At 72.0% G+C, this 19555-nt stretch carries 16 protein-coding genes and 10 pseudogenes; 17 read left to right on the top strand and 9 right to left on the bottom strand.

All coding sequences use genetic code 11. The annotated features are described in order from the left end of the window. Positions 1–11 precede the first annotated feature (11 nt). From DEJ15_RS11010 to DEJ15_RS10970, 9 genes and pseudogenes are all read left to right on the top strand, one after another. Positions 12–833 carry a hypothetical protein gene (locus DEJ15_RS11010; RefSeq protein ID WP_284174990.1) on the top strand — a complete coding sequence of 274 codons (822 nt, stop codon included), beginning with the start codon at positions 12–14 and terminating at the stop codon, positions 831–833. A gap of 470 nt (positions 834–1303) precedes the next feature. Further along, positions 1304–1591, top strand: a pseudogene (locus tag DEJ15_RS11005) (WYL domain-containing protein); the annotation flags it as partial. Between the two features lie 169 nt (positions 1592–1760). Then, positions 1761–2057, top strand: a complete 297-nt coding sequence (locus tag DEJ15_RS11000; protein WP_284174989.1) for a WCX domain-containing protein — start codon at positions 1761–1763, stop codon at positions 2055–2057. Further along, complete coding sequence (locus tag DEJ15_RS10995) at positions 2050–3021, top strand: helix-turn-helix transcriptional regulator (protein ID WP_110824971.1); 972 nt, start codon at positions 2050–2052, stop codon at positions 3019–3021. The genes DEJ15_RS11000 and DEJ15_RS10995 overlap by 8 nt, the downstream gene beginning before the upstream one ends. Before the next feature lie 94 nt (positions 3022–3115). After that, complete coding sequence (gene tatC, locus DEJ15_RS10990; RefSeq protein ID WP_110824970.1) at positions 3116–3868, top strand: twin-arginine translocase subunit TatC; 753 nt, start codon at positions 3116–3118, stop codon at positions 3866–3868. Next, positions 3865–6305: pseudogene (locus DEJ15_RS10985) on the top strand (DEAD/DEAH box helicase). Before tatC ends, DEJ15_RS10985 begins: the two are co-directional and overlap by 4 nt. A gap of 11 nt (positions 6306–6316) precedes the next feature. Then, positions 6317–6868, top strand: a pseudogene (locus DEJ15_RS10980) (apolipoprotein N-acyltransferase); the annotation flags it as partial. Between the two features lie 376 nt (positions 6869–7244). Then, the gene (locus tag DEJ15_RS10975; protein WP_349814697.1) at positions 7245–7898 is read left to right on the top strand and encodes an apolipoprotein N-acyltransferase; all 654 of its coding nucleotides are present in this window, start codon (positions 7245–7247) and stop codon (positions 7896–7898) included. Positions 7899–8011: 113 nt separating this feature from the next. Then, a complete protein-coding gene (locus DEJ15_RS10970) occupies positions 8012–8362 on the top strand; it encodes an RNA polymerase-binding protein RbpA (protein ID WP_110824968.1) in 351 nt (116 codons plus the stop codon). A 357-nt stretch (positions 8363–8719) separates the two neighbouring features. Here DEJ15_RS10970 and DEJ15_RS10965 read toward each other — a convergent pair. Together DEJ15_RS10965 and DEJ15_RS10960 are read right to left on the bottom strand one after the other, a co-directional pair. Then, positions 8720–9635: pseudogene (locus DEJ15_RS10965) on the bottom strand (SPFH domain-containing protein); the annotation flags it as partial. Further along, positions 9632–10036, bottom strand: coding sequence for an NfeD family protein (locus DEJ15_RS10960; RefSeq protein WP_284174987.1), 405 nt, complete (start codon positions 10034–10036; stop codon positions 9632–9634). The gene DEJ15_RS10960 and the pseudogene DEJ15_RS10965, both read right to left, overlap by 4 nt. A gap of 288 nt (positions 10037–10324) precedes the next feature. Between DEJ15_RS10960 and DEJ15_RS10955 the strand changes: the two are divergent. The 4 genes and pseudogenes from DEJ15_RS10955 to DEJ15_RS10940 form a co-directional block, all read left to right on the top strand. Further along, a pseudogene (locus DEJ15_RS10955) lies at positions 10325–11077 on the top strand (SDR family oxidoreductase); the annotation flags it as partial. 281 nt (positions 11078–11358) lie between these two features. After that, the gene (locus tag DEJ15_RS10950) at positions 11359–11592 is read left to right on the top strand and encodes an NUDIX hydrolase (protein WP_284174986.1); all 234 of its coding nucleotides are present in this window, start codon (positions 11359–11361) and stop codon (positions 11590–11592) included. A gap of 149 nt (positions 11593–11741) precedes the next feature. Beyond that, a complete protein-coding gene (locus DEJ15_RS10945) occupies positions 11742–12125 on the top strand; it encodes a DUF4190 domain-containing protein (protein ID WP_284174985.1) in 384 nt (127 codons plus the stop codon). Positions 12126–12135: 10 nt separating this feature from the next. After that, entirely contained in the window at positions 12136–12297 is a 162-nt protein-coding gene (locus tag DEJ15_RS10940; protein ID WP_181419537.1) for a hypothetical protein, read from the top strand. 31 nt (positions 12298–12328) lie between these two features. On the opposite strand, the gene DEJ15_RS10935 is transcribed toward DEJ15_RS10940, so the two are convergent. Beyond that, positions 12329–12742 carry an arsenate reductase ArsC gene (locus DEJ15_RS10935; RefSeq protein WP_110824961.1) on the bottom strand — a complete coding sequence of 138 codons (414 nt, stop codon included), beginning with the start codon at positions 12740–12742 and terminating at the stop codon, positions 12329–12331. A gap of 148 nt (positions 12743–12890) precedes the next feature. On the opposite strand from DEJ15_RS10935, the gene DEJ15_RS10930 reads away from it, so the two are divergent. Both DEJ15_RS10930 and DEJ15_RS10925 read left to right on the top strand, forming a co-directional pair. Then, positions 12891–13322: a DoxX family protein gene (locus DEJ15_RS10930; RefSeq protein ID WP_110824960.1), complete on the top strand. Its 432-nt coding sequence runs from the start codon at positions 12891–12893 to the stop codon at positions 13320–13322. Between the two features lie 46 nt (positions 13323–13368). Then, entirely contained in the window at positions 13369–14259 is an 891-nt protein-coding gene (locus DEJ15_RS10925; RefSeq protein ID WP_110824959.1) for a pentapeptide repeat-containing protein, read from the top strand. A 273-nt stretch (positions 14260–14532) separates the two neighbouring features. On the opposite strand, the pseudogene DEJ15_RS10920 reads toward DEJ15_RS10925, so the two are convergent. Next, positions 14533–15042 (bottom strand): annotated as a pseudogene (locus DEJ15_RS10920) (SDR family NAD(P)-dependent oxidoreductase); the annotation flags it as partial. 119 nt (positions 15043–15161) lie between these two features. Between DEJ15_RS10920 and DEJ15_RS10915 the strand changes: the two are divergent. Next, positions 15162–15998 carry a helix-turn-helix transcriptional regulator gene (locus tag DEJ15_RS10915; RefSeq protein WP_110824957.1) on the top strand — a complete coding sequence of 279 codons (837 nt, stop codon included), beginning with the start codon at positions 15162–15164 and terminating at the stop codon, positions 15996–15998. A 35-nt stretch (positions 15999–16033) separates the two neighbouring features. Here DEJ15_RS10915 and DEJ15_RS10910 read toward each other — a convergent pair. The 5 genes and pseudogenes from DEJ15_RS10910 to dhaK form a co-directional block, all read right to left on the bottom strand. Beyond that, a pseudogene (locus tag DEJ15_RS10910) lies at positions 16034–16096 on the bottom strand (hypothetical protein); the annotation flags it as partial. 100 nt (positions 16097–16196) lie between these two features. After that, a pseudogene (locus DEJ15_RS10905) lies at positions 16197–16424 on the bottom strand (HPr family phosphocarrier protein); the annotation flags it as partial. A gap of 46 nt (positions 16425–16470) precedes the next feature. Then, a pseudogene (gene dhaM / locus DEJ15_RS10900) lies at positions 16471–16779 on the bottom strand (dihydroxyacetone kinase phosphoryl donor subunit DhaM); the annotation flags it as partial. Then, positions 16776–17403, bottom strand: a pseudogene (dhaL, locus tag DEJ15_RS10895) (dihydroxyacetone kinase subunit DhaL). The pseudogenes dhaM and dhaL, both read right to left, overlap by 4 nt. Before the next feature lie 79 nt (positions 17404–17482). Next, on the bottom strand, positions 17483–18484 hold the full coding sequence (gene dhaK, locus DEJ15_RS10890) for a dihydroxyacetone kinase subunit DhaK (protein WP_110824954.1): 1002 nt from the start codon (positions 18482–18484) through the stop codon (positions 17483–17485). Positions 18485–18829: 345 nt separating this feature from the next. On the opposite strand from dhaK, the gene DEJ15_RS10885 reads away from it, so the two are divergent. Beyond that, positions 18830–19555 (top strand): MIP/aquaporin family protein, encoded by a 726-nt coding sequence (locus DEJ15_RS10885; RefSeq protein ID WP_110824953.1) that lies wholly within the window; start codon positions 18830–18832, stop codon positions 19553–19555.

The raw sequence follows: 19555 nt of genomic DNA, 5'->3' as shown, positions 1-19555 counted from the left end.
AAAGAGGATCCGTGCGCACCATCCCCGCACTCGTGGTCACCATCGGTCTCGTCGCGTCACTGACGGCGTGCGCCGCTCCCGGTGCGGGATCGTCGAGCACGTGCGCGCCGTCCGGAGCCGCGTCGGAGGCCGTCTCGGCCAGGGGCGCGTTCGGTTCGCAGCCGGACGTCACGGTGCCCGCCGGTCTCACCGCCACCGGCACCCAGGTCTCCGTCCTCCGCCAGGGCGACGGCCGCACGATCGGGGACGGCACACCGGTCGTCCTCGAGTACACGCTCGTCGACGGCGCGACCGGCGAGGTCGCCCAGACCAGCGGCTACACCGGTTCCTCGAACCCGATCACGGCCGGTTCGACCAACGCCGGTGCGCTCGGCGAGGCCCTCGAGTGCGCCCAGGTCGGCGACCGACTCGCCGTCGCGATGCCCAAGTCGGCACTCTCGGGGACCGCCCCCCTCCCGCTCGACGGGGAAGGCCGAGGACGCGGCCGTCTTCGTCGTCGACGTGCAGCGTGCGTTCGCCGCCCGCGCCACTGGCTCGCCCCAGCTCGCGGGCGACGGCATGCCCGCCGTCGTGCTCGCACCGGACGGCGCACCCGGCATCACCATCCCCTCGTGGCCGGCGCCGGAGAAGGACGAGCAGCACCTGCTCCGCAAGGGCGACGGCGCGACGCTGACCGCGGAGGACACCGCGGTCGTCAAGTACACCGCCGTCACGTGGGGGGAGCAGCACGACCGACTCCACCGTCGCGGGCTCGAGCTGGACCGACGGGTCCGGCGCGCAGCCGCTCCCGCTGGCCGAGGGCCAGGTCGTCGACGGCATCCGGAACGCCCTGATCGGCCGGCACGTCGGGGACCAGGTCCTCGCGATCGTCCACCAGCAGGGTGCCGCGTACGCGTACGTCATCGACGTGCTCGGCGCGATGCCGCGCTGACCCGCGGCTGCGTAGGATCGGCACGTGCCCACCACCCGTGCTCCCCGTGTGCCCGCTGAGGAACGGCTGTTCAGCCTCGTGCTCGCACTGCTCTCGACGGAGTCCGGGCTGACGAAGTCCGAGATCCTGGCGAACGTCCAGGGGTACCGGCAGCGGTACGCGCCCGGCGGTGACAACGCCTCGCTCGAGCGGCAGTTCGAGCGCGACAAGGACGACGTCCGCGAGCTCGGGATCCCGCTCGAGACGATCGAGACGCCGGGTGCCGCGGGGAACAACCAGACGCTGCGCTACCGGATCCCGAAGGGCGAGTACGACCTGCCGCTCGACGTCCGGTTCACGCCCGACGAGTCCGCCCTGCTGTCGCTCGCCGCGATGGCGTGGCGCGAGGGCGCCCTGTCGGCCGACTCCAGGCGCGGACTGCTCAAGGTGCGCTCCGCCGGGTCCGAGGACGACGGCTCGGAGCACGAGAGCGGCGACGGTGCGACCGCGATCGGTGCCTACGCCCCGCGGCTGCGCACCCGGGACACCGCGTTCGAACCCCTGCGGTCGGCTCTCGACCGGGGCGCCGCCGTCCGGTTCGCGTACATCACGCCGGGCCACCACGAGGCCCGCGTCCGCGAGCTCGCGCCGCTCGCGCTCGTCCAGCACGGCGGCCGGTGGATGCTCGCCGCGCACGAGTTCGCGACGCGGTCCGAGAAGAACTACCTGCTGTCCCGGATCGTCGGTCCGGTGACCCTGTTCGAGGTCGGTCAGCACCCGGCACCGGCGGACGCGGGGGGAGCGGGCGCTGGCCGGCCTGGACCGGGTCTGGGCGGAGCGCACCGCGACCGTGCACGTCGTCCCGGGGTCGGACGCCGAACGCCGTCTGGCCCGTCGGCGGGACACCACCGCGACGACGGACGGCGAACTGGTGGTCCACCACGTCGACCCGCAGATCCTGGCCGAGGAACTCGCCGCGTTCGGCCCCGAGGTGTGGGTCGTCGAACCGGAGGACCTGCGGCAGCGCGTGGTCGACCGCCTCCGCGTGCTCGTCGCCGACCACTCCGGGCCGCCCGAGCGGACCGCCGACCACCGCGGCGCCGAGGACGGTCGCCGCCTGCCCGAGGACGGACCCGACCGTGGCTGACGCCCAGCCCCTGCAAGCGCAGGACAAGCTCGCCTTCCTGCTGGCACTCGTGCCGTACCTCATCGACCGGGAACGCGTCTCCGTCGCCGAGGCCGCCCGGCACTTCGGGGTCCCCGAGTCCCGCATCCGGCGTGCCGTCGAGCTCATCGCGGTGTCCGGCGTCCCGGGCGAGACCATGCAGTACCAGCACGGCGACCTGTTCGACATCGCCTGGGACGACTTCGACCAGAACGACATGATCGTGCTGACGAACCTCGTGGCGATCGACGACGCCCCGCGGCTGTCGGCGCGCGAGGCGTCGGCACTCATCGCGGGCCTCCAGTACCTGTCCGCCCTGCCCGAGGCCGCCGACACGGACGCCATCCGGGCACTGATGGCGAAACTGTCGCGCGGTGCGGGTGGCGCGGCGGGGAACGTGGCCGTCGGCCAGGACCTGCACGACGCGTCCCTGACCGTCATCCGTCAGGCGATGTCCGAGCGACGTGGACTCCTGTTCGAGTACGCGGGACCGCGGACGCAGGGCGGCACGCGTCGCGTCGACCCGCTCCGCGTCGAGTCGATCGACGCCGACTGGTACCTGCGCGCCTGGGACCTCGACCGCGCGGCCATCCGCACCTTCCGCCTCGACCGGATGTCCGGCGTGCGCGTGGACGACCGGCCCGCCGAACGGACCATCGAGGACGTCGTCCTGCCCGACACGCTGTTCCAGCAGAGCGCCCAGGACGTCATCGTCACGGTCGAGCTCGACGCCTCGTCCCTGCCGCTCGTCGCCGACTTCCTCGCCGACACCGCGGATGCGCCGGACGCCGACGGGCGGGTGCGCATCCGGCTCGCGGCGTCGGCCGGGTTCGACGGGGTCGTCCGGCTCGTCGCCGGGCTGCCCGGCCGCGCCGTGGTGATCGACCCACCCGCCGCCCGGGAGGCCGTGCGCGCGTTCGCGGCGGCCGCTCTCGACGTCCACTGAGAGACCGCTGCCGTAGGATCGGTGCATGGCTTCGACGACCGCGGGCGGGCGAGAGAAGCGGCACGGGCGCCGACCGAAGGAACCCGAAGGCCGCATGTCCCTCGGTCAACACCTGATCGAGCTGCGCAACCGCCTGTTCAAGGCCGTCGTCGCGGTCCTGGTGGCGGCGGTCGGCGGCTGGTTCCTCACACCGTTCGTGCTCGACGCGCTCCGCTCCCCGGTCACGCAGCTGGCCCGGGTCGGCGGGCACACCGCGGAGCTGAACTTCCCGATGATCACGGGGGCGTTCGACCTCCGCCTGCAGATCGCGGTCACGATCGGCGTCGTCATCGCGAGCCCGGTCTGGCTGTACCAGATCTGGGCCTTCATCGTCCCGGCCCTGGTCCGTCGCGAGAAGCAGTACGTGTGGGGCTTCCTCGGTTCGGCGATCCCGCTGTTCTTCGCCGGGTGCGCCTTCGGGTGGTACGTCCTGCCGCACGTCGTCGGCATCCTCGGCAGCTTCGTCTCGGCGCAGGACACGTCGATCGTCGACGCGAAGGCGTACTACGACTTCGTCATCAAGCTCATCGTCGCGGTCGGCATCGCCTTCGTGCTGCCGGTCTTCCTCGTCCTGCTCAACTTCGTCGGGGTCCTGACGGCCGCGGCGATCGTCCGGTCGTGGCGGGTCGCGATCGTGCTGATCCTCGTCTTCACCGCGCTCGTCACGCCGTCGGCGGACGTGCTGTCCATGTTCATCCTGGCCATCCCGATGGTCGTGCTCTACTTCGCCGCCTGCCTGGTGACGTGGGTGCACGACCGCCGTCTGGCGAAGCGCCAGGCGAAGCTCGACGAGGAGTACGGCCTGTGACCGAGACCAGCCTGAGCCCCGCCGAGCGGTTCGCCGCCGCGAAGGTCCGCCGTCGCTCGCGGAACCTCGAGTTGTTCCGGACCGACCTCCGCTTCGACCTCGACCCGTTCCAGTTCGCGGCCTGTGACGCGGTCGACCGCGGCAACAGCGTGCTCGTGGCCGCACCGACCGGCGCCGGCAAGACGATCGTGGCCGAGTTCGCGATCTGGCTGGCGATGCGACAGCCGACCGCGAAGGTGTTCTACACGACGCCGATGAAGGCGCTGAGCAACCAGAAGTACGCCGAGCTCGTGCAGGCGTACGGCGAGACCGAGGTCGGGCTGCTCACCGGCGACACGAACGTCAACCCCCGGGCCCGCGTCGTCGTGATGACGACCGAGGTCCTGCGGAACATGATCTACGCCGACTCGGACCTGCTCGACGACCTGGCGTGGGTGGTGCTCGACGAGGTGCACTACCTCGCCGACCGGTTCCGTGGCGCGGTCTGGGAAGAGGTCATCCTGCACCTCCCGACCGAGGTCCGGCTGGTGTCGCTCTCCGCGACCGTCAGCAACGCCGAGGAGTTCGGCGACTGGCTGCAGACGGTGCGCGGCGACACCGACGTCATCGTCTCCGAGGACCGCCCGGTCCCGCTCGAGCAGCACGTGCTCGTCGGGAACAAGATGGTCGACCTCTTCGACTCGTCCGGTGCCGCGGCGACGAACCGCGTCAACCCCGAGCTCCTCCGGCTCGTCGGCGGCGCCAACCGTCACGGCACGAACGGTCCGCGCGGCCGTCGCGGGCGCCCGGTGTACCCGGACCGCCGTGGTCCCCGTGCGGAGAAGGCCCACCGCGAGCAGATCGCGAAGATGCTCGACGAGCGCATGCTCCTGCCGGCGATCTTCTTCGTGTTCAGCCGGAACGGCTGCGACCAGGGCGTCCGGCACGTCGTGCGCTCGGGGCTGTCGCTGACGACCGCGGACGAGCGGCGTGAGATCCGCGAGACGGCCGAGTACCACTGCCGCACCCTGCTCGACGAGGACCTCGCCGTCCTCGGCTACTGGGAGTGGTTGGAGGGGCTCGAGCGCGGGGTCGCCGCACACCACGCCGGGCTGCTGCCCGCGTTCAAGGAGGTCGTCGAGGACCTGTTCCAGCGCAAGCTCCTCAAGGTCGTCTTCGCCACCGAGACCCTGGCCCTCGGGGTGAACATGCCGGCGCGCACCGTCGTCCTCGAGAAGCTCGAGAAGTTCAACGGCGAGGCCCGGGTCCCGATCACGCCGGGGGGAGTACACGCAGCTCACCGGTCGTGCGGGGCGTCGGGGGGATCGACGTCGAGGGCCACTCGGTCGTGCAGTGGTCGGACGGCCTCGAGCCGCAGGCCGTCGCGTCGCTCGCGAGCCGTCGGACCTACCCGCTCAACTCGTCGTTCAAGCCGACCTACAACATGGCCGTGAACCTCATCGAGCAGTTCGGCCGCGACCGCACGCGCGAGGTGCTCGAGACCTCGTTCGCGCAGTTCCAGGCGGACCGGTCCGTCGTCGACCTCGCCCGCAAGGTCCGGTCGCAGCAGGAGTCCCTGGACGGCTACCAGAACGCCATGCAGTGCCACCTCGGTGACTTCACGGAGTACGCGGCACTCCGCCGACGGCTGTCGGACCTCGAGCGCTCGAACGTGCCCGGCGGCCGCGAGGCCTCGCACGGGGCCCGCCAGGACCGCCAGTCCGCGATCACCGAGGTCCGCCGGCAGCTCCAGCGGCACCCGTGCCACGCCTGCCCGGACCGCGAGGCCCACGCCCGCTGGGCGGAGCGCTGGTACAAGCTCAAGCGCAGCAACGACAAGCTCGTGCAGCAGATCCGGTCCCGCACGGGCGCGGTCGCGACGACGTTCGACCGCGTGACCGACGTGCTGCTCGCACTCGGGTACCTGGTGCAGGACGACTCCGGGGACGTCACGGTGGCGGCCGGCGGTCGGCGGCTGCAGCGCATCTACGGGGACCGCGACCTGCTCGTCGCCGAGTGCCTCGAGGCCGGCGTGTGGAAGGAACTCACACCCGCGCAGCTCGCCGGGATGGCGGCGACCATCGTCTACCAGCCCCGCCGCGAGGACGCGCCGGGCACCGAGCACGCCGTGCCGCGCGGCGCCTTCCGGCCGGCTCTGGACGAGACGCTCACGATCTGGGCCCGCCTGGACGACGTCGAGCGCGACGCCCGGCTCGCCGGTTCCGAGCCGCCGACACCGGCGATCGCGCTCGGGATGTTCCGGTGGGCCTCCGGGTCCCCGCTCGACGACGTGCTGCGGTCGCTCGACCTCGCCGCGGGCGACTTCGTCCGCTGGTCGAAGCAGGTCATCGACCTCCTCGACCAGATCCGCAACGCGGGCGACGAGGACCTCGCCCGCACGGCTCGTCGTGCGACGGACGCGGTGCGCCGCGGCATCGTCGCCTACGCGACGGTCTGACGGGAGGCCCGGTGACGGTCCTCGCCACACCCGTGCGTCCGGTGCGTGCGTCCGTCGAACGGTGGCGGCCCGGGACGGCGGGCGACGCGCTCACCGCGGCCCTGCCCCTCGCGCAGGCGCTGCCGCTGTCGGTCGTCGGCGGACTCCTGTTCGCCCTGTCGTTCCCGTCCCCGGGCTGGTGGTTCCTCGCGTACCCGGCGGTCGCGTGCCTCCTGCTCGCCGCGATGGGGCAGCGGGCCCGCCGCGCCTCGTGGCTCGGGTTCGTCGCCGGCGTCGCGTTCTGGGTGCCGGTGATCTCGTGGGCCGGACGGTACCTCGGACCGGTGCCCTGGTTCGCGCTCGCGCTGCTCGAGGCGGCGCTCTTCGCCCTCGGCACGGTGGCGATCGCCCTCGCGTACCGGTGGGTGGGGCGCGTCGTGACCTCCACCGCCGGACGCATGTGGGGCCTCCCGGCCGTGGTCGCAGCGCTCTGGACCGGGCGCGAGTGGTTCTCCGGCAGCTGGCCCTACGGCGGGTTCGCGTGGGGTCGGGTCGGCCTGTCCCAGTCCCAGGGCCCGTTCACGCACCTCGCCGCGTACGTCGGCGTCCTCGGACTGAGCTTCATCGTCGTCTACTGCGTCGCCGTCGTGGTCTCGCTCGGACTCGTCGGCGGGCTCCGCCTGTCAGTCCGCGTCGCGACCGCCGGCCTGCTCGTCTCGGTGGTCCTGGCGGTGCCCGCGTGGCCGACGGCGGTCGACGGCACGGTGCGGGTCGAGGCCGTCCAGGGCAACGGGCCCGCCGGCTACTTCGACGGCGCCGAACCCGGCGACGTCCTCCGGTCGCAGGTCGCGGCGACCGACGTCGAGGCCCGCGGCGTCGACCTCGTCGTGTGGCCGGAGGCGGCGGCGGAGTACGACCCCCCGTCGCGAACCGGTCATCGCGTCCGCGCTCGACGCCGTCGTGCGGAGCGTCGGGGCCCCGCTGGTCGCCGGCGGTGTGACGCAGACCGCGTCCGGGGTCCTGCACAACACCTCGTTCGTGTGGGACGACGACGGCTGGGGGGCCTCGTACGACAAGAAGCGGCCGGTCCCGTTCGGGGAGTACGTCCCGGACCGGTGGTTCTACTCGAAGCTCGCCCCGTCGCTGATCGGGCTCCTGCAGCGCGACTACACCCCGGGGACGAAGCCGAACGTGCTGCCGGTCGCCGGCATCCGCGCCGGCGTGATGATCTGCTTCGACGTGGTGGATGACGGCCTGACGGCGGACCTGGCGGACGGGGGAGCGCAGGTGATCCTGGCGCAGACGAACAACGCCGACTTCGACGGGACCGACGAGAACCTCCAGCAGCTCGAGATCGCCCGGATGCGGGCCGTCGAGACCGGACGGTCGCTCGTGAACATCTCCACCGTCGGCGCATCTCAGGTCATCGACCCGAGCGGTCGGACCATCGACCGGGTCCCGGCGTACACCGCGAGTTCGATGGTGACGGACGTCCCGCTCGGCACGTCGACCACGCCGGCGACCGTCGCGTCGGGGAACATCACGCTCGCGCTGTCGCTCGGCGGTCTGCTCGTCCTGCTCGCCTGCGCTCCGTGGGGACACCGCCGCCGCTGACCTGCCATCCGGGGCCGCGCCGTGCACTGGGAACCGACTGTGAATGCCACCCCTCCGGAACGAAAGGCGGGTGGTGTGGGTTGGACCGGAGGAACGAGCGAGAGGAGTCGGACATGGCTGATCGGAGTCTCCGAGGCATGCGGCTCGGGAGCCAGAGCCTCCAGAGCGAGGACGGTGTCGAGCTCTCCGAGCGGAAGCGTGCCGTCTACCAGGCGGTCTCGGGAGAGACCTTCGACATCGTCTTCTCCGCCGAGGCAGAGGTCCCGGCCGTCTGGTCGGACCCGCGCACCGGGATGGAAGGACGACTGCTCGGCGACGACGGCACCCCCGTCGAGGTCGCCGCAGAGGACGTCAAGGCGCCGAGGACCCACTGGGACATGCTGCTCGAACGGCGCTCCAGGGAAGAACTCGAGGAGCTGCTGCAGGAACGCCTGCAGGTGCTCCGTGCCCGCCGCGGCGCGTAGGCGTCGCGCGGCACACACGACGACGGCCCGCTCCCTGATGGGAGCGGGCCGTCGTCGTGTGTCGGTCAGACCGCGGGGGGAGCGGTCCTCGCCCTGCGCCTGCCCGTCGGTCGAGCCGGCTTGCTCGTCCGTCCGGAACTGGGCGCGGGTCGCGTCGGCGGCGGCCGCGAGCTTCTCGTCGACGCTCCGGTCCGACTCGGCGAGGCGGTCCGCCAGCGCGGACTCCGGCACGATGTCCGCCGCGGTGGCGTCCGCGCTCCGGGCCGCGGTGCCGCTCCCGGTCGTCGCGGCGGTGGTGGTCACGAGGCTCTCGCCCGCGAGCTTGGAGATCTTCTCGAGGAAGTCGCCGCTGCCCACCGGGCCGGCTGCGGGCGCACCGCCGGTCCGCGTGGCGCTGAAGCCCTTCGCGATGCCGGAGAGCGCCTCGGTGAACTCGCTCGGGATCATCCAGAGCTTGTTCGACGTGCCCTCGGCGATCTTCGGCAGCATCTGGAGGTACTGGTAGGACAGCAGCTTCTCGTCCGGGTCTCCGGTGTGGATGGCGTCGAACACCGTCGCGATCGCCTGCGCCTCACCCTCGGCGCGGAGGACCTGGGCCTTCGCGTCACCCTCCGCCGCGAGGATCGCCGCCTGCCGCTGGCCCTCGGCCTCGAGGATCTGGGACTGCTTCGTGCCCTCGGCCTGCAGGATCGCGGCACGACGGCTCCGCTCGGCACGCAGCTGCTGCTCCATCGCGTCCTGGATGGACACGGGCGGCTCGATGGCCTTCAGCTCGACACGGCCGACGCGGATGCCCCACTTGCCGGTCGCCTCGTCGAGCACGACGCGGAGCTGCCCGTTGATGTTGTCGCGGCTGGTCAGGGCCTCTTCGAGGTTGAGCCCACCGACGACGTTGCGGAGCGTGGTCGTGGTGAGCTGCTCGACGGCGCCGAGGTAGTTCGCGATCTCGTACGTGGCGGCGCGGGCGTCGGTGACCTGGAAGTACACGACGGTGTCGATCGAGACGACGAGGTTGTCCTCGGTGATCACCGGCTGGGGCGGGAACGAGACGACCTGCTCGCGCATGTCGAGCAGCGGCCGGAGACGGTCGATGAACGGCACGAGCAGGTTCAACCCCGGGCTGAGGGTCTTGTGGTACTTGCCGAGCCGTTCGACGATGCCGGCGGTGGCCTGGGGGGACGATCCGGATGGCCTTGGCGAGGACGACGATCACGAAGACCACGACGACGGCGATGAGGACGATCAGGACGACCGTCCCGGTGGACAGGGTCATTGGCCAGCCTTCTGTTCGGTGCGGACGACGGCTGTGGAGCCCTCGATGGACTCGACGACCACGCGGGTGCCGAGTGGTGGTGTGCGGTCGGTGGTGCCGGGAGCGAAGCGCGCGCTCCAGGTCTCACCGTTGGCCAGGCGGACCTGACCGGGACCGGAGGACGTGAACGCGAGCGCGACCGTGCCGCTCATCCCGACCAGGCCGTCGATACCGGTCCGGTGCGGGTCGGCACCGCGGTTCAGCGCTCGGAGCACCCGAGGACGCACGACGGCGAGCAGCAGCAGCGCGAGCACCGCGGCGATGAGCGTCGACAGCCACCACTCGGCGTCGAGCAGTGCGGCGACCAGGCCGCCGGCTGCCCCGGCAGCGAGCATGATGAAGACGAAGTCGAGGGTGAACACCTCGACCACCCCCCAGGACGAGCACCAGTGCGATCCACACGATCACCTGCGTCCATTCCGTGACGTCCACGCGATCTCCCTCCCCGTACATCGCGCGCGGCGGTCGCTGCGTCGCGACGTCCGGTTTTGTCCGACCAACGTACCAGCGCCCTCCGGCGAGGCGACTGGTGGCCCCTACGGCGGCGCGGGTACCGGGCTGGCCGCGCCGCGCCTTGGTAGGCTCGATGCCGCCCGGGACGACCAGGACCGGCGCCGCCCCACGACAGGAGACACCACTGTGAGCAGCCCCCCTCGCCCCCCGGATCCCTCGACGGCACGCGCGCCCTCGTCACCGGGTCCTCCCGCGGCATCGGAGCGGACACGGTCGGGTACCTGGCAGAGGCCGGCGCCAAGGTCGTCGTGAACTACCGCAACAAAGCGCGTCGTGCCGAGCAGATCGCAGAGAAGATCGTCGCGGCCGGGGGAGCGGCGCTCGCCCTCGGGGCCGACCTCACCGACCACGACTCCGTGCAGGCGATGGTCGACGCGGTCGTGCAGGAGTGGGGCGGCATCGACCTGCTCGTGCTCAACGCCTCCGGCGGCATGGAGTCCGGCATGGGCGACGACTACGCGCTGCGACTCAACCGCGACGCGCAGGTCGACATGCTGCAGACCGCCGTGCCGCACATGCCCGCCGGGTCCCGCGTCGTCTTCGTCACGAGCCACCAGGCCCACTTCGTCGAGACCGCCGAGACGCTGCCCGAGTACCTCCCGGTCGCGAAGAGCAAGCGCGCCGGCGAACTCGCCCTGCGTGAGCTCCTGCCGCAGCTCGAGGCCGCGGGCATCGAGTTCGTCACCGTCTCCGGCGACATGATCGAGGGCACCATCACGGCGACCCTGCTCAACCGCATCAACCCCGGCGCCATCGAGGGTCGCCGCGAGGCGGTCGGCAAGCTCTACAGCGTGTCCGAGTTCGCCGCCGAGATCGCCCTCGCCGCGGTGGAGCCGATCCCCGCCGACCACACGAAGCTCGTCGGGGACGTCAGCTCCTTCACGAGCTGAGCCGTCGGCCCTCGCCGTCGCGCGGCGCGTGCGTCGCACCCGGCGGCTAGCGTCGGTGCCGTGACTGCTGCACACGGCCTGCGCCGGACCTCCCGGATCCTCCTGCTCGACCCTGACGGACGCGTGTTCCTCATGGACACGAAGGCGCCGTCCTCCGACGGCGCGCACCGGTGGATCACCCCGGGCGGCGGCGTCGACCCGGGGGGAGTCACACCGGGACGCGGCGGTCCGGGAGCTCCGCGAGGAGACCGGCATCGTCATCACCGACCCGGGGGGAGCCGGTGTGGTCCTGGGACTTCGCGGTCACGTGGGACCAGGCCGACCACGACCGCGGGCACGCGGAGTTCTACGTCGTCCGTACGGCGGGCTTCACGTTGTCCGACGCCGAGTGGACGGACGACGAACGTGTCGACATCCTGGCGGCCCGGTGGTGGACGGCGGACGAACTCGAGGCGACGGACGAGCCGTTCGAGCCAGCGGAGCTCCCGGAACTGGTGCGCCGGTCCGTGCGCTGACGCAGCGCTCGGTGCCGCCGCTCGCGCGATCGGTGTGTCCCCAGTTCGTGGGTGCCTGCGCCGCTTTCCGGACACCGGACCGCCGTGTCAGTACGTTCAGAGTCGACCAATCGTCAGCGACCTGACGTCATCCTCGCACCGGAGTCATCATGACCAACACCACCAACCCGTACCAGAGCACGGCGCAGAGCAGCCAGAAGTTCAGCACGCTCGCGATCGTCGGCTTCGTGCTCGCCTTCGTCATCAACATCGCGGGCCTCGTCGTCAGCCTCATCGCCCTGTCGCAGATCAAGCGCACGGGGGGAGCGCGGCCGCGGCCTGGCGATCGCCGGTGTCATCATCTCCGTCCTGTCGCTCGTCATCGGCATCTTCTCGTCGATCGCGTTCTTCAACGCGGCCGCGAACATGAACACCGCGCTGGGCTTCTGACCACTGCGATCGAACGACGGGAGGCCCGTGGCGGAACTCGCCACGGGCCTCCCGTCTGTCCGGGAACGAGCGGTCCCTGCGACCATCGAGCGACCGCGGCGTAGCGTCACCGACATGACGTACAGCCAGCCGGACCCGGCAGAAGAGACCACGCAGGCCGACGAGCCCCAGCAGCCCGACACGGACCACACCGTCGAAGAGCAGGGCGAGGAGAACGCAGCCCTCGAGATCGACAGCTCGGACGTGCCGACCTCGTCCGACGACTCGTCGAACTAGGGCAGCACCCGCGGACGCCTGGCAGCGGCGCTCAGACGAGCGTCGCCACCAGGCGTTCGACGCGTCCGCGGACGTCGTCGCGGATCGGTCGGACGTCCTCGATCGGCAGGCCGGCCGGGTCGCTGAGCTCCCAGTCCTCGTAGCGTTTGCCGGGGAACACCGGACACGCGCCTCCGCAGCCCATGGTGATGACGACGTCGGCGTTCCGGACCGCGTCGGTCGTCAGGATCGCCGGCGTCTGACCGACGATGTCGATGCCGACCTCGTGCATGGCGGCGACGGCGACCTGGTTCACCTGGTCCGCCGGCTCGGACCCGGCGGAGAAGACGTCGATGCGGTCACCGGCGATCGCACGCAGGAACCCCGCGGCCATCTGCGACCGCCCGGCGTTGTGCACGCAGACGAACAGGACGGCGGGCTTCTGGTCGGGCGTTCCGGTGTTCATGAGGTGATTGTGCCGCACTCGCGTTGCCGGTGATCGCGCGCCGATAATGCATATTATGTCAGCTCAGACTGACCGAGGCGCAGGCGTGACGGATTCGCCTCCCTCGGCTCCCCTGCCGTTCGGAGCTCCGTGTTAGGTTGTGCACAACATGACTGACCGAGAGATCGACCGCCGCCGTCTCGTCCACTCCACCGCGCCTCGCACGGTCGTCCGCATCCTGCTCGGTGCGGCCATGACGTGGGCGGGCATCAGTCACCTCACCGTCGCCCGCCAGGAGTTCCGGGCGCAGGTCCCGGAGTTCGTGCCGCTCGACCCGGACGTCACCGTCCTGGCGTCCGGCGTCGCGGAGATCTCTCTCGGCGCCGCGCTCATGCTGCTCGTCCGCCGGCAGGCGACCGTCGGCTGGGTGGCCGCGGTCTTCTTCACCGCGGTCTTCCCCGGCAACATCGCGCAGTGGCTGCACCACCGGGACGGCTTCGGGCTGGACACCGACACGAAGCGGTTCGTCCGACTCCTCTTCCAGCCCGTGCTGATCGCCGTCGCGCTCTGGGCGACGAACGCGCTCCGGACGCGGCGCTGACCACCGCGGACGGCGCCGCTCACATCGCTGTGGAGCCTCGACCCTGATGACGACACGCACCCGGGTGACCCTCGGCCGCCGCGAGGACCTCGGTGCCGACTGCGCGAACTGCTTCGGCCTCTGCTGCGTCGCGCTGGCCTTCACCCGGTCGGTCGACTTCCCCGTCGACAAACCCGCCGGCGACCCGTGCACGAACCTCGACGGCGCCGACGCCTGCACGATCCATCCGCGCCTCCGGGCCGAGGGGTTCCGCGGCTGCACGGTCTTCGACTGCTCCGGCGCCGGGCAGAAGGTCTCGCGGCACACCTTCGCGGGTCGGTCCTGGCGGGACGACGACGCCACCCGCCAGGCGATGTTCGCGGCGTTCCCGGTCGTGCGGCGGCTGCACGAACTGCTCCGGTACCTCGACGAGGCCATCACGATCACCCCTGCCGACACGGACGCCGAACGGCTGACACGGGACTTCGAGCGCGTCTGTGCGCTCAGTGACGCCGACCCGGACACGATCCTCGGCATCGACGTCGACGCGGAGTACGACGCCGCACGACCGCTGTTGCTCGCGGCGAGTCGGAGCGCGCGGGCTCGGGTCCGCGGCGGGGATGGCCGCGACACCGGAGCCGACGAGCGTCGCGTCGGCCGCCTCCGGGTCGGCCCCGGCGCCGACCTGGTGGGCGCCGACCTGGTGGGCGCCGACCTGCGGCGGGCGGACCTGCGGGGCGCGAGCCTCCGCGGCGCGCTGCTCATCGGGGCCGACCTCACCGGCGCAGATCTCCGCTCGTGCGAGTGCATCGGTGCCGACCTCCGGGACGCCGACCTGTCCGGTGCGGACCTCCGCGGGGCGGTCGTCCTCACCCAGATGCAGGTGGACGCGGCACGAGGTGACGCCGACACACGGCTCGACGACGGCTTCCAGCGGCCGATTCACTGGGGCGGCTGAGGCCGCCGTCCGGTCCGACACGTCCCGCTGGACCGACAACGGACGGGAGGCGCGCGGCGAGCCCGCCACGCGCCTCCCGTCCGTCCAGCCCAGCGTCGACGTCAGTAGTCGATGCGCCCGTGCCGGTTGTGGAACTCCCCCCGTCGGGCCGTCCGGGCCGACGAGCGCCAGCGCGACGGTCGCGTCGGTGCCCTCGGAGACCGTCTGGTGCCCGGAGTGACCGTTGAAGTCGGTCGCCGTGTAGCCCGGGTCGCTGACGTTGACCCGGAAGGTCGGCAGGTTCTTCGCGTACTGCACGGTCAGGGCGATGACGGCCGCCTTCGAGGCCGCGTACGGGATCATCGGCACCGGGAACTCGTCGTGACCCGGCGTGCTGAGGAACCGCGGCCAGCCGACGCCGGAGGCGACGTTGACGACGACGGGGTGCTCGGACGCGCGGAGCAGCGGCAGGGCGGCCTGGGTGACGCGGACGATGCCGGTGACGTTCGCCTCCAGGACGGCCGTCATCGCCTCGGCGGTCAGGTCGTCGACCCCGTACGAGGTGCCGCTGATCCCGGCGTTGTTGACGAGGACGTCGAGGGCGGGGACGGACGCGAACGCGGCGTCGACGCTCGCCTGGTCGGTGACGTCGAGCTGGACGACGGAGGCACCGAGGGAGCGGACGGCGTCGGCGTCGTCGGGGTCGCGGACGCCGGCGATCACGGTGTGGCCGGCTTCGATGAGGCGGCGGGCGGTCTCGAGGCCGAGGCTGCGGTTCGCCCCGGTGATGAGTGTGGTGGTCATGGGTCCATCCTGCGCGCTGCCGATCCGCTCCCCCCAGGCACCCCTCGACGTGCTGCCTGGCCGACGGGGGGGACTGCGAGTACCACGGTCGGGCCGTCGATCGGCGCGAGGATGGACGCATGAGCGAGTTCTCCGACGTCCTGCGGTCCTGGCGCGACCGGGTGAGCCCGGCCGAGGTCGGTCTGCCCGCCGGTCCGGGGCGGCGGGCGGCGGGCCTCCGGCGCGAGGAGCTCGCGGCACTCGCCGGTGTCAGCGTCGACTACGTCGTGCGGCTCGAGCAGGGGCGGGCACTGAACCCGTCGCCGCAGCTCCTCTCCGCGCTCGCCACCGCGCTCCGGCTGACCGAGCAGGAGCGCGACCACCTGTTCCGCGTCGCCGGGGCAGCTCCCCCGTCGCGCGGCGTCGTTCCCCGGCACATCACACCCGGTGTGCAGCGGATCGTCGACCGGCTGGCCGACGTGCCGCTCGCCGTCTTCACCGCGAGCCACGACCTGCTGTACCGGAACGACCTCTGGGCTGCGGCATCCGGTGACGGCGACCGGTGGCAGGGGCGGTCGGCGAACCTCGTCTGGCAGTTCTTCACCGACGGCCACGAGGGCGTCGACTTCGACGACGAGCACGGCGAGGCCTTCGCGTCCGACCTGGCAGCCGACCTGCGCGGTGCGCTCGGGCGGTACCCGGACGACCGGCGCCTCGCCGAACTCGTCCGGGACCTCCGCGCGACGAGCCCGGAGTTCGAGCGCCGCTGGGGCGAGGCCCGGATCGCCGAGCACCGGACGAGCCGGAAGACCCTGCTGACGCCGGTCGGCCCGATCGAGGTCGACTGCGACACGCTCTCGGTGCCGGGCAGCGACCTGCGGATCGTCGTCTACACGGTCGTGCCCGGCAGCGAGGACGCGTCGCGGCTCGACCTGCTGCGCGTCACCGGACTGCAGTCGGTCGTCACGAGCGGCTGACCGGCCGGTCCTGCCGCCGCACCGGCCGGTCGGGGCTACTCGCCGAAGCCCGAGCGGACGAGCGCGACGAGTTCGTCTACCGCGTCCTGCGCGTCCGCCCCGGACGCCTCGACCGTGACCGAGGCCCCCCTTCGGCAGCGCGAGCGCCATGATCGCGAGGAGACTCTTCGCGTCGACGCCGTTCACCCGGACCACGGCTTCGTGCCGAGCGGCCGCCTTCACGAACTCGGCGGCGGGGCGCGCGTGCAGGCCGGACTCGTTGACGAGCTCGGCGGTGGCGGTGGCGGTGGCGACCGCCCCGTCCGCGTCGCCGCTGTCGGCGGCCTGTCCCGCGCCTCCCGGCCGGGAGGCTCCCCCCGCCGCCCGCCGCGTCGGTGCGGTCGGCAGGACCAGCCGTCCCGGTACCACCGGCGGTGGACGCCGCATCGAGCACGGCCGTGACGTCACCACCGGTCTGCGCTGCGACGGCCGCGGCCACGGTCCCCTCCACCAGCGGCGCGTCGGAGACGTGCACGCGTGCCCGGAGGTCTTCGTCGAGGAAGTCGAGGGCCGTGTCGGTCGTCAGGTAGGCGGAGCCGAGGTCGCACAGGACCACGACGGCGTCGGCGGCGGCGAGTTCCTCGATCCCGGCCGAGATCGCCTCGAACGAGGTGCCGATCCCGCCGTCGTCGGTGCCGCCCGCCGCGACGAGCCGGACGTCACCGGCCATCTGCCGGGCGATGTCGACCGTGCCCTGCGCGACGGCGGCACTGTGCGAGACGACCAGGATCCCGACGCTCATGCCGCGTCCACCGCGGCGCGCAGGACGTAGGCGCTCGACTGGGCGCCGGGGTCGCGGTGCCCGACGGCACGCTCGCCGAGGTAGCTCGCGCGGCCCTTCCGCGCGACGAGGGCGTCGGTCGACTCGGCGCCGGTGGCCGCGGCGGCGGCGGCGGCGGCCAGGACCTGCTCGGGCGTCTCCCCCCGCGGCTGCCGATGCTGCGGCGGCGTCGACGGCGGGCGTCCAGGCGTCCACCATCGTCTTGTCGCCGACCTCGGCCTTGCCACGGGAGACCACGCCGTCGCGGGCCGCCGTGAGCACGGCCACCAGGGTGTCCGCGTCGAGTTCGGCCGCGTCCCCGGCTGCCTGGGCCGCCTTGAGGTACGCGGTGCCGAACAGCGGACCGGCGGCACCGCCGACGGTCGAGATGAGCTTCGTCGCGACGAGCTTGAACACCGCCCCCGGTGTCTCCGGGGCTGCGGTGTCGAGCGACTCGACGACCGCGCGGAACCCACGGTCGAGGTTCTCGCCGTGGTCACCGTCACCGATCTCGCGGTCCAGCGTGACGAGCTCCGCTCGGTGCTGGTCGATCGTGGCGGCGGTGCGGCGGACCCAGTCGATGGCCCATGCGGTGTCGAGCGACAAGGTGTGTCCCTTCGTGCGGCCGAGCAGGTCGGCGTCGTGAGCGGTGTCGTCGTGCTGGTGGTGTCGTGCGGTCCCGGTGTCAGCGACCCCAGCGCAGTGCCGGGGTCTCGACCGGAGCGTCCCAGAGGGCGATCAGGTCGTCGTCGAGCACCGTGACGGTGATCGAGAACCCCTGCATCTCGAGGGAGGTGACGTAGTTGCCGACCAAGCTACGCGCGACCTCGTGGCCGCGATCCGTGAGCACCTCCGCGGCGCGCCGGTAGGCGATGTAGAGCTCGGACTGCGGGGTGCCGCCCATCCCGTTGACGAACAAGAGCAGCCGCGAGCCGGCCGGAGCGGCGAGGTCGGTGAGGATCGGCTCGAGGACCCGGTCGACGAGCTCGTCCGCGGGTGCCATCGCGATCCGTTCGCGTCCGGGCTCGCCGTGGATGCCGATGCCGAGCTCGACCTCGTCGTCGGCCAGGGTGAACGACGGCTCACCGGCGTGCGGGACGGTGCCGGAGGCGAGCGCGAGGCCCATCGAGCGCGTGACCTCGTTGACGTGCCGGGCCACGGCGGTGACGGCGTCCAGGTCGTCACCGCGCTCGGCCGCCGCGCCCGCGCACTTCTCGACGACCACGGTGCCGGCGACGCCGCGTCGGCCCGCCGTGAACAGCGAGTCCTGGACGGCGACGTCGTCGTCGACCACGACGCTCTCGACGCGGATGTCCTCCATGGCGGCGAGTTCGGCCGCGGTCTCGAAGTTGAGGACGTCCCCGGTGTAGTTCTTCACGATGTGCAGCACGCCCGCTCCCCCGTCCACCGCCTTGGTGGCGGCGACGATGGGGTCCGGGGTGGGGCTCGTGAAGACCGGGCCCGGGACGGCGGCGTCGAGCATGCCGGGTCCGACGAAACCGGCGTGCAGCGGTTCGTGCCCGCTGCCACCGCCGCTCACGATGCCGACCTTGCCGCGGACGGGGGCGTCGCGGCGGACCACGTGGACCGGGTCCTCCACGAGCACGACGTGCTCGGCATGGGCGAGGGCGAACCCGCGGACGGTCTCGATGACCACGGCCTGCGGGTCGTTGATGAGCTTCTTCATGCTGCGCCTCCACGGTGTGACACGGGTGAGAGACCGGTCCGCAGTCGTCCACCGCCGACGTCGTCCGGAGTCGGCTCACTGTACCGCCGGGAGGTGCGCGCACCAGGGGCACGGCCGCGCACCCGTGCCGTTCCGGTGCACATCCGTTCACGGTGCGGGGCCCCGTCGCTGCTCCGCGCGGACCCGGGTGACCAGGGTGCGTGCACGTCCTCTCACTTTCGCGGCAGCAGCCTCGCTGTCCCCCACATCGGGCAAACGCCCAGCACTATGCTCGGGCTCAATCACTCGACGGGGAGTGCCGGTGCTCAGGCCGGGCCCCCCGAACACAGCTAATCGGAGGTACCGATGGACGGCATCGGCGTCAATTTCATGTCTGAGCTCGTCGGGACGGCGATGCTCATCATCCTGGGTGGCGGTGTCGTCGCCGCGGTCTCGCTCACCAAGTCCAAGGGCTTCGGGGCCGGCTTCCTGATGGTCACGATCGGTTGGGGCTTCGCGGTCTTCGCCGGTGTCACGGTCTCCTACAAGTCGGGCGGCCAGCTGAACCCCGCGGTCAGCCTCGCGCAGGCGATCCTCGGCAACATCACGGTCGGCGAGATGTTCCTCTACTGGCTCGCCCAGCTCATCGGTGCGGTCATCGGTGCCGTGATCGTCTGGCTCGCCTACAAGCAGCACTTCGACGCCGAGCCCGACGCCGCCGCCAAGCTCGGCGTCTTCTCCACCGGTCCGGCGATCCGCAGCTACGGCTGGAACGTCGTCACGGAGATCATCGGCACGTTCGTCCTCGTCTTCGTCGTCATCGCGTTCACGAACGGCCAGACCCCGGCCGAGCTCGGCGCGATCCCCGTCGCCTTCCTCGTCATCGCGATCGGTGTCTCGCTCGGTGGCCCGACCGGCTACGCGATCAACCCGGCCCGTGACCTCGGCCCGCGCATCGCGCACGCCATCCTGCCGATCAAGGGCAAGGGCACGAGCGACTGGTCCTACGCCTGGGTGCCGGTCGTCGGCCCGCTCGTCGGTGGCGCCCTCGCCGCCGTCGTCTCCGGCGCGCTCCTCCCGATGGTGTCCTAG

Source organism: Curtobacterium sp. MCJR17_043 (genome assembly GCF_003224315.2).
In the GTDB taxonomy this organism is placed as follows: domain Bacteria; phylum Actinomycetota; class Actinomycetes; order Actinomycetales; family Microbacteriaceae; genus Curtobacterium.
Note: the sequence above shows the minus strand (reverse complement) of the source record. Positions and strands in the feature narration are given on the sequence as shown.

Coding starts and splice junctions, on each gene's coding strand:
- DEJ15_RS10935 (WP_110824961.1), bottom strand. CDS start 12,742: ATGAACACCGGAACGCCCGACCAGAAGCCCGCCGTCCTGTTCGTCTGC.
- DEJ15_RS10940 (WP_181419537.1), top strand. CDS start 12,136: ATGACGTACAGCCAGCCGGACCCGGCAGAAGAGACCACGCAGGCCGAC.
- DEJ15_RS10930 (WP_110824960.1), top strand. CDS start 12,891: ATGACTGACCGAGAGATCGACCGCCGCCGTCTCGTCCACTCCACCGCG.
- DEJ15_RS10915 (WP_110824957.1), top strand. CDS start 15,162: ATGAGCGAGTTCTCCGACGTCCTGCGGTCCTGGCGCGACCGGGTGAGC.
- DEJ15_RS10885 (WP_110824953.1), top strand. CDS start 18,830: ATGGACGGCATCGGCGTCAATTTCATGTCTGAGCTCGTCGGGACGGCG.
- tatC (WP_110824970.1), top strand. CDS start 3,116: ATGTCCCTCGGTCAACACCTGATCGAGCTGCGCAACCGCCTGTTCAAG.
- dhaK (WP_110824954.1), bottom strand. CDS start 18,484: ATGAAGAAGCTCATCAACGACCCGCAGGCCGTGGTCATCGAGACCGTC.
- DEJ15_RS10945 (WP_284174985.1), top strand. CDS start 11,742: ATGACCAACACCACCAACCCGTACCAGAGCACGGCGCAGAGCAGCCAG.
- DEJ15_RS10970 (WP_110824968.1), top strand. CDS start 8,012: ATGGCTGATCGGAGTCTCCGAGGCATGCGGCTCGGGAGCCAGAGCCTC.
- DEJ15_RS10925 (WP_110824959.1), top strand. CDS start 13,369: ATGACGACACGCACCCGGGTGACCCTCGGCCGCCGCGAGGACCTCGGT.